At 49.3% G+C, this 12,644-nt stretch carries 9 protein-coding genes; 2 read left to right on the forward strand and 7 right to left on the reverse strand.

Annotation, left to right across the window (positions count from 1 at the left end; all coding sequences use genetic code 11):
• Nucleotides 1-6 precede the first annotated feature (6 nt).
• Entirely contained in the window at nucleotides 7-2,256 is a 2,250-nt protein-coding gene (locus K6V21_RS01800; RefSeq protein ID WP_224320670.1) for a S9 family peptidase, read from the forward strand.
• Between the two features lie 48 nt (nucleotides 2,257-2,304).
• Here the strand turns inward: K6V21_RS01800 and K6V21_RS01805 are convergent, their stop codons facing one another.
• From K6V21_RS01805 to K6V21_RS01835, 7 genes are all read right to left on the reverse strand, one after another.
• Complete coding sequence (locus tag K6V21_RS01805; RefSeq protein ID WP_224320671.1) at nucleotides 2,305-3,744, reverse strand: ATP-binding protein; 1,440 nt, start codon at nucleotides 3,742-3,744, stop codon at nucleotides 2,305-2,307.
• A gap of 21 nt (nucleotides 3,745-3,765) precedes the next feature.
• Nucleotides 3,766-4,890 carry a hypothetical protein gene (locus tag K6V21_RS01810; protein ID WP_007217220.1) on the reverse strand — a complete coding sequence of 375 codons (1,125 nt, stop codon included), beginning with the start codon at nucleotides 4,888-4,890 and terminating at the stop codon, nucleotides 3,766-3,768.
• A 202-nt stretch (nucleotides 4,891-5,092) separates the two neighbouring features.
• Nucleotides 5,093-5,842 (reverse strand): hypothetical protein, encoded by a 750-nt coding sequence (locus K6V21_RS01815; protein ID WP_118424427.1) that lies wholly within the window; start codon nucleotides 5,840-5,842, stop codon nucleotides 5,093-5,095.
• Nucleotides 5,843-6,079: 237 nt separating this feature from the next.
• Entirely contained in the window at nucleotides 6,080-6,652 is a 573-nt protein-coding gene (locus K6V21_RS01820) for a K(+)-transporting ATPase subunit C (RefSeq protein WP_217713730.1), read from the reverse strand.
• Nucleotides 6,653-6,666: 14 nt separating this feature from the next.
• On the reverse strand, nucleotides 6,667-8,715 hold the full coding sequence (gene kdpB / locus K6V21_RS01825) for a potassium-transporting ATPase subunit KdpB (protein WP_224320672.1): 2,049 nt from the start codon (nucleotides 8,713-8,715) through the stop codon (nucleotides 6,667-6,669).
• 19 nt (nucleotides 8,716-8,734) lie between these two features.
• Nucleotides 8,735-10,441 carry a potassium-transporting ATPase subunit KdpA gene (gene kdpA, locus K6V21_RS01830; RefSeq protein ID WP_224320673.1) on the reverse strand — a complete coding sequence of 569 codons (1,707 nt, stop codon included), beginning with the start codon at nucleotides 10,439-10,441 and terminating at the stop codon, nucleotides 8,735-8,737.
• Between the two features lie 50 nt (nucleotides 10,442-10,491).
• The gene (locus K6V21_RS01835; protein ID WP_073313148.1) at nucleotides 10,492-10,572 is read right to left on the reverse strand and encodes a potassium-transporting ATPase subunit F; all 81 of its coding nucleotides are present in this window, start codon (nucleotides 10,570-10,572) and stop codon (nucleotides 10,492-10,494) included.
• Nucleotides 10,573-10,941: 369 nt separating this feature from the next.
• On the opposite strand from K6V21_RS01835, the gene K6V21_RS01840 reads away from it, so the two are divergent.
• A complete protein-coding gene (locus tag K6V21_RS01840) occupies nucleotides 10,942-12,624 on the forward strand; it encodes a helix-turn-helix transcriptional regulator (protein WP_224320674.1) in 1,683 nt (560 codons plus the stop codon).
• The last annotated feature ends 20 nt before the right edge of the window (nucleotides 12,625-12,644 follow it).

The raw sequence follows: 12,644 nt of genomic DNA on the forward strand, positions 1-12,644 counted from the left end.
TTAGATATGAATGTTTGTAAGTTAGGTTTGTCGATAGCCATGCTCCTTAGCGGGGGCATGGCTTTCGCACAAGGCACAGTGGATGATTATAACCGTGCCTACGCATTAAGAGAGAAATTCAGTGCCAACAAAGTTTTCTACTCCAACGTCACGCCGCAATGGATAGAAGGCACACATCAGTTCTGGTATGTACGCAATACGCCCGAAGGCCGTATCTACGTATCGGTGAACGCAGACAAGAAAAACAGAAAGGAGTTGTTCGACCATAAGCGTCTGTCAAGCGCACTGAGCAACGCATCCGGCAAAGAAGTAAAGCCCGAGACAATCCAACTGGAACGGTTACGGGTGAACCCGAGCTTAGATACGCTTCGTTTTGTATTTGGCAATCAGCGCTGGATGTACGCCACCCGCAAAAATCAGTTGGTAAATGAAGGCAACCTGCCCGGCCGCAATGCACCACAGAAACACTGGATGGAACGGGATGACGAAAAAGAAGCCGCTCCCGTAACTTCACCCGATGGAAAGTATACCGCCTATATCAAAAATCAGAATGTATATGTGAAGGAACTTACCACCGGAAAAGAGAAGCAGTTGAGCCTTGACGGTACGCTCAGCAACTACTACTCAGCTTATATCCGCTGGTCTTCGGACAGCAAGAAAGTGGCATCCTGCAAAATCCGCCCGGTAGAGAAACGATATGTATACTATGTAGAGTCTTCTCCGGCAGATCAGCTCCAACCGAAACTGCACAAGCAGGAATATGCCAAACCGGGAGACGAACTTCCTTTCAAAATACCTTGCATTTATGAAGTTGAAACAGGACGAGGCATCATCCCCAGCACCGACCTCTTCGACCGGCAGTATGAAATATACGGCCCCGAATGGAACCCGGACAGCCGTTCTGTTACCTTCGAGTACAACCAGCGCGGACATCAGGCATATCGTGTACTTGAACTCTCTGCCGAGACAGGCGCCGTGCGTCCTCTGATAGAAGAAACCAGTGACAAGTACGTGAACTATACCCGCCGCTTCCGCCACGACCTGAGGGACAACAAGCACATCATCTGGATGAGCGAACGGGACAACTGGAACCACCTATACATGTACGACCGCACTACCGCACAGCCCGTCCATCAGATAACCCGCGGCGAATGGTATGTGCGCGAAGTGCTCCGCATAGACGAGGACAACCGGCAGATTTATTTCTCCGCCAACGGTGTGCAGCCGGGCGAAGATCCTTACCTCATCCGCTACTACCGCATCGGCTTCGATGGCAAAGGATTCACCTGCCTCACTCCCGAAGAAGGTATGCACCGGGCCTGGTTCTCACCGGACATGAATTATCTGGTAGACGTTTACTCTATGGTAAACAAAGCCCCCGTTGCCGTATTGCGCAGTGCCGAAGACGGCAAAGTGGTGATGCCGCTGGAGACAGCCGATATCAGTCGTCTGGAAGCAGAAGGTTGGAAAGCCCCCGAAGTATTTACAGCCAAGGGCCGCGACGGGAAAACGGACATGTGGGGATTGATTGTACGCCCTACCAATTTCGACCCGAACCGGAAGTACCCGGTGATCGAATATATCTACCAAGGCCCCGGCGACCAATATGTGCCCAAAACCTTCATTCCGTACAATTGGTACATGACTTCCCTTGCCGAACTCGGCTTTATCGTCGTCATGGTAGATGGAATGGGAACCTCATTCCGCTCACGTGAATTTGAAAATGTATGCTACAAGAATCTGAAAGATGCAGGACTTCCCGATCACATCTCCTGGATTAAAGCTGCCGGAGAGAAGTATCCGTATATGGATATGGACCGCGTAGGCATCTATGGCTGTTCCGCCGGAGGCCAGGAATCCACCACTGCCGTGCTGCTGCATCCCGAATTCTATAAAGCCGCTTATTCCGCCTGTGGCTGCCACGACAACCGCATGGATAAAATCTGGTGGAACGAACTCTGGCTGGGATATCCCGTAGGAGATCAATATAAGGAAGGATCGAATGTAGAGAATGCCCATCTGCTGAGCCGCCCCCTGATGCTGGTGGTAGGCGAACTGGATGATAATGTAGATCCTGCCTCAACCATGCAGGTGGTGAACGCACTGATAAAAGCCAACAAAGATTTTGAATTGGTAGTGATTCCCGGTGCACACCACACGATGGGAGAAGATTTCGGGGAACATAAACGCTATGATTTCTTTGTACGCCATCTGATGGGGGGAAACCCGCCGAAGTGGGAAGAGGTGAAGAAGTGATAAAGTGATAGGGTGATAGAGTGCTTATCACTTTACCACCCTATCACTCTACCCCTTCAGTCGCATAATGAACTTACTTCCTTTCCCCAATTCGCTTTCCACCGTCAATGTTCCCCCATGTGCCTCCACAAAGTCTTTTGAAATGGAAAGTCCCAGTCCACTGCCTTGCACCTTTGTGCCGGGCACACGGAAATAACGGTCGAAGATACTCTGATGATAACGGGGATCGATACCTTTACCAAAATCCTGCACATACAGTTCAACAAAGTCTCCCTCACGCTTGGCACCAATAACGACACGTCCGTTTTCTTTTGAATAACGGACTGCATTGCTCAGAAGGTTCGTCAATACCCAGGCTATCTTCTCACTATCCACAAACAGTTTCGGCATTTTTTCCTCCGGATACTCCACTTCTATCTGGATGCCGAACTTATCCGCCTGAACCTGATTGGCTTTAATGGCATATTCTATAAGTTCGATAGGCTTGGTTATCTTCGGCATCATCTGGAGCTTGCCGGCTTCTACTTGTGTCATGTTCAGGAGTTCACCGGTGATACCCAGCAGGCGGTCGGCATTCTCTTTAATGCTTTTCGATAATTGTTCCTGCTCATCATTCAAAGCTCCTACCCGCTTGTCTTCCAACAACTGCAAACTCATAAGAATAGCTGAGATAGGCGTTTTCAGTTCATGGGAGATGGTGGAGATAAAGGTTGTTTTGGCAGAATCCAACTCTTTAAATTCGGTGATATTCTTCAGCAGGATCACATCACCCAGATTCTGCGGTTCATCCGTATCGGCATCCGTATTCATAATGGTGATGTAAGAAGCCTGAAAATAGCTTTCCTTATTATCCGCATAGATTTTCAAGGGTTCTTTCTTCTCACCCGGAGTAATCAGTTCCCGAACCAGACGACGAAGGAGATCATTCTTCAAGGACAGTTCCTCGGCAGAGTGGCGGATTACATCTTCACGTTTCAGATTCAATACGGTAAGTGCTTCTTTATTGATAAAGAGTATTTCATGCTCACAATTCAGACCGATAATAGGTTCATGGATACTGTTCACAACGGCTTCAAGAAACTTCTTGGCAAAAAGAATATCGTTCAGCGTACTGGCACGATATTCAGTCAGGCGCTCGGCCATACTGTTGAAGCTATCGGCCACCTGGCGGAATTCCTCGTGTCCGCTCATATCCAAACGTTTCTCATAGTTATGATTGGCGATTTCAAGGATGCCACGCGTCAGTTCCTGGATAGGCTTGTTGATGGAACGGGGAAGCCAGACCAGCAACACGATACTGGCAAGAATGCAAATAGCACCTGTAACGGAAATCCACAGCAAAGCACGTTCCAGTCCGGGCATGGCGGCAGGGCTGTCCGGTTCGGTGGCTGTCAGTATCTGAAGATTCACTACGGAGAGAGCAACCAGCAAAATGATCATACCGGCCAGAATGCCTACACTGAGTATTAATTTAGTACGAATATTCATAATGCACTGATGAATTAAATTTTATGCAAGTATAATCAAATCTATGTTTGCTTGCGCCAATTCGCTCACAAATTTTCTGTATTTCAACACCATGAACAAGGATTGCGGAAAGCGGAAAGCAGGACTACCCATGCAAACCGTCGTAATTTGCCGCTCCCGGCAGGCCCGTACCACGGCATCCAGCACGTCCCGGGACTGTACCTGGAGGACTTCACCATCCAACTCAGTGACCAGTTTGAAGTGGTTCAGCAGATAACGCTGGCTTGCCAGGTCGATGCGGTCGGCACTCTCGCGGGGCGTCTGCACATACAGGGCAATGAAAGAAGTATTGTAGCGGGTAGCCAGCCGTGCCGCCTTACGGATGATGCGCCGTGGCGTCTTCTCATGACTGCTGATGCATGCCAGAAACTTCTCGTGCCGGACGCCTACGCTCGAAATGACGACTTCGTTCTCCACCTTCTTCTCCACTCGCAGGGCTACTTCCTTCAAGGCCAGTTCACGGAGTTGGAGGATGTTCTCGGTGCGGAAGAAGTTGGTCAGTGCCGTCTGCACCTTCTCCGGGCGATAAATCTTGCCGGCTTTCAGACGGGTTATCAGTTCTTCGGCAGTCAGGTCGATGTTCACCACCTCGTCCGCTTCCTGAAGGACACTGTCGGGGATGCGCTCTTTGACTTCGATGCCGGAGATGCCTTGCACTTCTTCGTTCACGCTCTCGATGTGCTGGATGTTGACGGCGGAAATCACGTTGATGCCTTCATCTAAAAGATCCATCACGTCCTGCCAACGCTTTTCGTTACGACTGCCTTCTACGTTGGTATGCGCCAGTTCGTCCACGATGACTATTTCGGGATGGATGCGGATGATACCCTCCAAATCCATTTCTTCCAGTTCCTTGCCTTTGTAGAATATCCGGCGGCGGGGGATGACGGGCAGGCCTGCAAGGAGAGCTTCCGTCCCGGCACGTCCGTGGGTTTCGATGTAGCCGATTTGCACGTCTACGCCGTTGTCCAGCAGATCGTGGGCTTCCTGGAGCATCCGGTAAGACTTGCCCACACCGGCTATCATGCCGATGTAAATCTTGAACTTGCCACGACGGGATTTCTTTATCAGGTCGAGGAAGTGTTGCACGTTTTGTTCTCTGTCCATACCTTTAAGTAGTTATCATTATGGGTTAGCCGGGATTAGTAAGTGAGTTGGCATATCATCAATACGGATGATGGGTATCATCAATACGGATGATGGGTACAATCAATGCCAATGATTCCTACAATCAATGCCAATGATTCCCACAATCAATGCCAATGATTCTATGCTAAGTCATAGAGACAAGATACCTCTGTCACTTACATTAAGGCTTTAAGGTTATGCCAAAGACTAAGTGGGTATCTTCCAAACAAGGATTCCAGATAGCCTGTGCAAATATAGGCAATGAAAACGAGTCTGTTATCCTGATAGCCGTAGTAGCTTTCAATGCTACATTGGTAAAGGCAAAACCGGAGTTTCCATATCCTACCGTATAAGTTTCATAAGGAACGAATCCTACGGTTGCATTCAAACCTACCGACTTCACGCTGAACGGATAGTTCAGTTCACAATAGGAAGAATAGTTTTGCGCGCCTTCCTCATTCTTATCGGCACCGGCAAACATAGTGTACCAAGCTATGGACAGGGGAAACTTCTCGCAAGGCAACGTATAGGCCAGACCAGCTTCAAAGAAATGTGCCGTCTCATGACTTTTGAAGTTGAAATACTGACGGGCACCCTGTCCCGCCCACCAAAGGCTCGCCACAGACAGTGACAGACCGGACTCGCCGAATGCGTAAGCTGCCGTCAGGTCTATCTCCTTGTTTGCCTGGCCTTCGGTAGATTTATAACCGTCGAAGTCCGTGGAACCCCACGCAGTCAGAGAAAAGCCGCCGATGCCGAAACCCAGTGTAGGTTGGAAGCTGGCTCCCGTCTGATATACGCCGCGCCAGACGTAAGAGCTTACTAAATCACCCTGCACGGTAAATTCCTGTGCCTTCACATCATTTGTCCCGAAAAAACATGCAGCAACAATGGCTGCTATTACAAAAAACGTTCTTTTTACTTGTTTCATAATTCATTCAATCTTTAAAATACAATCTTTTAAAAAGAGAGAGGCGTGTCTCCGTTCACCCTGTTTTTAGACATCACCATGGCAAAATATGAACGGAGCCTGTCCGCCTCTCTGTGAGATACAAGATACGAGCTACAAGCTACGAGTGACGAGTACCTTTCGGCATGATAGCCGGGCGAATAATTATTCGCCCACAAGTATAGCGCAGCAACTTGTAACCTGTAGCTTGTAGCTTAACTACTTATTTGCCTCTTCGAGTGCAATGTTCAGTTTCAGCACATTCACTTTCTCCGTACCGAAAAGGCCGAGAAGCGGTTTCTGTACTGCATTGTCTACGAGAGTCTTTACTTGTGCCTCATCCATGCCACGTGCCTGGGCTACGCGTTTCACCTGTACATAAGCACTGGCGGGAGTGATATCCGGATCAAGCCCCGAAGCACTGGCTGTCACCATTTCAGCCGGAACGTCCTTGCGTTGCAGATAGGGATGGTGCACCAGGAAAGTATCAATACGGGCTTCTACTTCCGAAAGATATTCTTCGTTGGTAGGGCCTTTGTTGCTACCGGAAGAACTGGTAGCATCGTAACCGTCACCGGCATGGGAAGGGCGTCCCCAGAAGTAGATGTCTTTTGTGAACATCTGTCCTACATTAGCGGCACCGACCACCTTACCATCCAGAGTCGCTACTTCCGCATTACCCTTATTTGGACCTGCCACCTGGGCAAATATCCACAGGATAAGGATATAGAATACAGAGAAGAACACGCAAAAAGCAAGTGTTATTTTGAGGGATTTCAATAAAGTTTTCATTATCTTGTTATTTATTAAAAGAATAAACTGACCACCATATCTATTAATTTAATTCCGATAAAGGGTGCAATGACACCGCCTAAGCCATAAATCAGCAAATTGCGGCGAAGCAATGCACTGGCACCAATCGGTTTATACTGTACTCCTTTCAGTGCCAACGGAATCAATATAGGAATAATGACAGCGTTAAAGATTATAGCTGAAAGGATGGCTGACTCAGGACTATGCAGCCCCATGACGTTCAGCGGTGCTAACTGAGGGATGGCTACCATAAACAAAGCGGGAATAATCGCAAAGTATTTAGCCACGTCATTTGCTATAGAGAACGTGGTCAATGTACCGCGCGTCATCAACAACTGTTTACCGATTTCCACAATTTCAATCAGCTTCGTAGGATCATTGTCCAAGTCCACCATATTACCGGCTTCCTTTGCAGCCTGCGTACCGCTATTCATAGCAACGCCCACATTTGCCTGTGCCAATGCCGGAGCATCATTTGTACCGTCTCCCATCATTGCCACCAGTTTACCGGATTGTTGCTCTTTCTTGATATATTCCATCTTGTCTTCCGGCCGGGCCTCAGCTATAAAATCATCCACACCGGCCTTTTCTGCGATGTACTTTGCCGTCAGCGGATTATCTCCAGTCACCATCACCGTCTTCACTCCCATCTTGCGCAGACGTTCGAAACGTTCCTGAATACCCGGTTTGATGATATCCTGCAACTCAATAACGCCAGCCACCTGCCGGTTGACACACACTACCAACGGTGTACCGCCGTTACTTGAAATTGCAGCAATCACATCTTCCACCTCTTTCGGGAAACTGTTTCCGGCACTCTCCGCAATCCGGCGGATAGCATCGAAAGCACCTTTACGTATCTGAGTACCATTTTGCAAATCCACGCCTGAACACTTCGTTTCGGCAGTGAACTTAATCATCCGGGCACCCGTAGTATTCAGGTCACGCATGCGGCGACCTGTTTCCCGTCCCAGTTCTATAATTGATTTACCTTCCGGCGTTTCATCGGAGATGGAGGACAGCAGGCAAGCCTCTATAAAATCACGTTCGTCCACACCGGGAGCTGCATAGAACTTCGTAGCTTTACGGTTACCGATTGTAATAGTTCCCGTCTTATCCAGCAGCAACGTATCAATATCACCGGCCGTTTCCACCGCCTTACCCGATTTCGTTATCACATTGGCACGAAGCGCACGGTCCATACCTGCAATGCCGATAGCGGAAAGCAGCCCACCGATTGTGGTCGGTATCAGACAGACAAACAGGGAGAGAATAGCTGCAATCGAGATGTACGTTCCCGGATGATCTATGTTCGTATAGTCCGCCATCGGAATCAGCGTGACGCAAACAATCACGAACACCAGTGTGAAACCGGCCAGCAAGATAGTCAACGCTATTTCATTCGGTGTTTTTTTCCGGGTAGCGCCTTCCACCAGGGCAATCATCTTGTCGAGGAAGCTCTCACCCTGTTGTTGGGTTACCAATACCTTTATCTTATCAGAAAGTACCTTCGTACCACCGGTTACAGAACTTTTATCTCCACCCGCCTCACGGATTACCGGGGCAGATTCGCCTGTGATGGCACTTTCGTCAATGGAAGCCAATCCTTCTACAATCTCACCGTCAGCCGGAATCGTATCACCGGCTTCGCAAATAAAGTAATCACCTTTCTTCAGGCGTGCACTACTGATATTGCAGACTTTGCCATCAATCAGGATTTTAGCGGGAGTCTCCTCACGCGTCTTGCGCAGGCTGTCTGCCTGAGCCTTACCACGAGCCTCGGCAATGGCCTCAGCGAAGTTGGCGAACAGCAGAGTAACAAAGAGAACGACGAACACCAGGAAGTTGTACCCGAATGTTCCATATTCCGTAGTCCCCAGCGAGAGGATGCAGACTACCAGCATCACCAGCGTCACAAGCTCCACCGTAAACATAATCGGATTCTTAATCATCACCCGTGGATCCAACTTCACGAATGATTGCTTCAAGCTTTCCATAACTTGCTCCTTTTGAAACAAAGAAGCTGATTTCTTATCTTTCATATCTTTCTTTTTCTACTACTTACAAACTAAAATGTTCAGCAATCGTACTCAACGCATGCACCGGGAAGAATGACAGGGCAGCTACAATGAAGATAACCGCAAAAGTCATCACAGCAAATGTAACCGTATCTGTCTTCAGTGTACCGGCACTTTCCGGGATGAACTTCTTCTGCGCCAGCAGTCCCGCAATGGCCACCTGCCCTACAATCGGGATAAAACGGCTCAGAATAAGCACCCAACCGCAAGCGTAGTTCCAGAAATAAGTATTATCTCCCAGTCCCTCAAAACCGGACCCGTTATTAGCTGCACACGAAGTAAACTCATACAGTTGCTCGCTCAGCCCGTGGAAACCCGGATTATTCAGCCAACCGCCCTCGCTTGCCACAAAGTCGGGATGATGGGCAAACAGATACGTGGACAGAGCCGTTCCTACCAGAATCACAAACGGATGAAGCAACGCCACAACGGTCGCAATCTTCATTTCGCGTGCTTCCACCTTCTTACCGAGGAACTCCGGTGTACGCCCCACCATCAGTCCGCTGATAAACACGGCTATAATTATAAATGTATAGTAGTTCATCCAACCTACCCCGACACCACCAAACCAGGTATTAATCTGCATATTCAGCATCTCCATCAGTCCGCTGAGCGGCATCGTAGAGTCGTGCATACCATTCACTGAACCGTTGGAAGTGACGGTGGTCGTAATACTCCACAAGGCTGTTGCAGCAGCACCAAGCCGCACCTCTTTTCCTTCCATCGCTCCGCCATCCTGCGCAATACCCAGTTCGTCAATACGCGGGTTACCGTTCATCTCCTGATAGACATTGATGCCGACACCCGCCAGATAGGCAAAGAGCATTACACCGAATATACTATAAGCCAGTTTCTTACGATTGGAATAGAAACCGAGTGCGAAAACCATTGCCATCGGGATGATAAGGATAGACCAACATTCCACCATATTGGACAGATACGTAGGATTCTCCAACGGATGCGAAGAGTTTACACCGAAATAACCGCCGCCATTGGTACCCAGTTGTTTAATAGGCACAATGGCAGCCGCAGGCCCCTGCGATACCAGTTGTTCCTGTCCTTCGAGCGTGGTCATCTCCATCTTTCCGTCAAAGCCCATCGGAGTACCTTCTATAATAAGGATGAAACCCACAATCAGCGAAAGTGGCAACAGGATACGTGTACTACTCAATACAAGGAAGTTCCAGAAGTTACCTATTGTCTTCGTTGTCTTTGCGGAGATGGACTTCATGATACCCGCCATAGCCGCCATACCCGTTGCCGCCGTAATAAACTGGAACAGCATGATGACAAACAACTGCGTAAAATAAGTCAATCCACTTTCACCGGAATAGTGCTGCAAGTTACAGTTCACCATAAAACTGATGCAGGTGTTGAATGCCTGATCCGGTGTCTGCGACCCGTTACCGTCGGGATTCAGAGGCAGCCAGTGCTGAGTAACCAGCAGCACCATGCCCCACACAAACCAGAAAGCGTTTAGTATCAACAATGCTTTCAGGAACTGTTTCCAGTTCATCTCCTCCTGTGGGTTAATGCCGGAAACTTTAAATATCAATCTCTCAATCGGCTTCATGAAGTCCGACCATGTCTTCTCTCCTTTATAGACCTTTGCAATATACCGTCCCAACGGATAAGCCAACGCCACCATCAGGACTATTTGCAGGACTACACCTAAAATTTCTGTGTTCATTTCTCTAATTCATTAATAGAATGATACCTTAATTGTCAACTGTCAATTATCTAAAACTTCTCCGGCTTCACGAGCACATACATCAAATACCCGAAAACCGCAATACCTACTACAAATAATGCTGTGTACATACTTCTCTCTCCTTCTTTAAATCCGTTCAAACCAATCCACACATTTCCAAAACAGCCCGAAGGCGAGTAACCCGCTCAACAGGCAGAAAATAAATGAAACCGTTATTCCCATGTCTTTTACCTTTTATCAGATTAATACTATTATCTTGTTTATCACAACAATGCCAAAGACGTGCCAAAGAAAAGAGAAGAGCCTTAATAAACTGATTTACAACAGGCTGATAATTTCATTGCAGCTACTCCACCTCCGCCCCACCCTTCCAAAATGAAAGGGTTCCCTATCAAAACAGCAAGAAAAAGTCTCACATTTCTCTACCGTTTCTCACTTTTTTATTACTTTTGCCGCTACACACATAAAATCAAGACAGCATGAAAAACCTACTCATACTCCTCGTGTTCCTCACCCTCTTTCCGATGCCCCCCGCAGCCGCCACCTCCCTCGTCGACTCCCTGCGCCAACTCGCCCCCACCCTGCAAGGAAAAGACAAACACTTCGCCCTTGCCCGCATCGCCCTCACCACCAACGACATTGCCGACTGGGATTCCGTCATTGCCAACGCACGCACGCTGCAAGACACCGTCTCCCTCTCCATGGGACTCACCAACCGCATCATCTGCCTGTCCAACCAAGCCCCCATCGAACTCCTGCAAACCGAAGTAGACAAAGCCCTCTCCTTCCTCCGAAGTTCCCGCCAGTTCAACTATTACTTCCATACCTACCGGGTATATATCAACACCCTCTTCACCGCCAGGCAACGCGAAGAGGCCCAACAAGCCGCCACAGACATGTTCGAGGCCGCCCGGCAGGAAAAGCAACCCCTGGGAATGGCCATGGCCCTGCAAGTGCAGGGCAGCATGTACTACCAGCTCAACCTCTACACCAAGGCTATGGATGCCCTGGAAGAAGCCTGCCGCGTCTGCCCCGCCTATACCAGCGAAATCAATACCCTCGTCACCCACGCCCTCATCTGCGAGTGGCTGTGCATGACCGCCCTGAAGCTGGAGGACACCGGCAAACTCACCACCTATGCCGACCGCTACCACGAGAATGTGGAATACCGGAACGAAATCCGCCTGGGCGACCCCTCCGGGCACTTCCCCGTCACCGCCGCCGCTTTCCGCGCACAGGCAATGCTCCGCTCCGGACGGCAGGAGGAAGCCCGTGTGCTCCTCGACCATGCCCTCACCTTCATGCGTCCCGGCATCCCCGCCCGTGCCTACGAACACTACTACGAAGCCCGTTGCGAACAACTCTGCCGGCAGGCCGATTACACCGGCGCCCTCATTGCCATCGACACCTTGCTGAATACCCACCAAGGCTACTTCCCCTTCTACCTGCACGACCTACTTCGCAAGGCCGAGATACTCGCCCACCAGGGGAAAGGCGTAGAAAGCACACGTCTCTATTCCCGCTACATCGCCATGCAGGACTCCATCGAACGGATAGAGATAGCCGCCCGGATGGACAAGCTCCAGACCCTTTACGAAGTAGACCGCCTCAAAACGGAGCAAAGGAACTCCTTCCTCTGGTTCCTTATCGCCACAAGCAGTTGCACACTCACCCTCATCATATTTGCCGGATACATCGTCTATTCCCGCCGCCTGCACCGCAAGAACCGCATCCTCTACCAGCGCTACCTGGAACAGGAGAAGATGGAGGAACGTGTACTCGACGCCATCGAAGTGCTTCCCATCAACAGCCTCTCCAAAGAATCGCAACTCTTCTGCCAGCTCAGCGAACTGATGCACGAACAGAAACTCTTCACCAACCCCAACCTGAAACGTAAAGACCTCGCCGAATTGTTGCACACCAACGAAACCTATCTTGCCAACGCCATACGCACCAACACCGACGGCAAGAATTTTCACGACTACATCACAGACCTGAAACTGAAATATGCCTCCCGCTTGCTGATAGAAGACGACACTTTGTCCGTTTCAGAGGTGGGCGAAAAGTCCGGTTTCAACTCTTCATCCACCTACTTCCGCGTCTTCCGCGAGCGTTTCGGCATGTCTCCAACCTACTTCCGCAACATCTCAAAGGAAAAATAATCGTTTGTAACCATCTGATA

Origin of the sequence: Bacteroides cellulosilyticus (assembly GCF_020091405.1) — a bacterium.
GTDB lineage: Bacteria > Bacteroidota > Bacteroidia > Bacteroidales > Bacteroidaceae > Bacteroides.

What these genes read in the sequence shown, in the direction of transcription:
- K6V21_RS01820 (WP_217713730.1), bottom strand. Translation starts at nt 6,652, where the DNA reads ATGAAAACTTTATTGAAATCCCTCAAAATAACACTTGCTTTTTGCGTG.
- kdpA (WP_224320673.1), bottom strand. Translation starts at nt 10,441, where the DNA reads ATGAACACAGAAATTTTAGGTGTAGTCCTGCAAATAGTCCTGATGGTG.
- kdpB (WP_224320672.1), bottom strand. Translation starts at nt 8,715, where the DNA reads ATGAAAGATAAGAAATCAGCTTCTTTGTTTCAAAAGGAGCAAGTTATG.
- K6V21_RS01835 (WP_073313148.1), bottom strand. Translation starts at nt 10,572, where the DNA reads ATGTACACAGCATTATTTGTAGTAGGTATTGCGGTTTTCGGGTATTTG.
- K6V21_RS01800 (WP_224320670.1), top strand. Translation starts at nt 7, where the DNA reads ATGAATGTTTGTAAGTTAGGTTTGTCGATAGCCATGCTCCTTAGCGGG.
- K6V21_RS01840 (WP_224320674.1), top strand. Translation starts at nt 10,942, where the DNA reads ATGAAAAACCTACTCATACTCCTCGTGTTCCTCACCCTCTTTCCGATG.
- K6V21_RS01810 (WP_007217220.1), bottom strand. Translation starts at nt 4,890, where the DNA reads ATGGACAGAGAACAAAACGTGCAACACTTCCTCGACCTGATAAAGAAA.
- K6V21_RS01815 (WP_118424427.1), bottom strand. Translation starts at nt 5,842, where the DNA reads ATGAAACAAGTAAAAAGAACGTTTTTTGTAATAGCAGCCATTGTTGCT.
- K6V21_RS01805 (WP_224320671.1), bottom strand. Translation starts at nt 3,744, where the DNA reads ATGAATATTCGTACTAAATTAATACTCAGTGTAGGCATTCTGGCCGGT.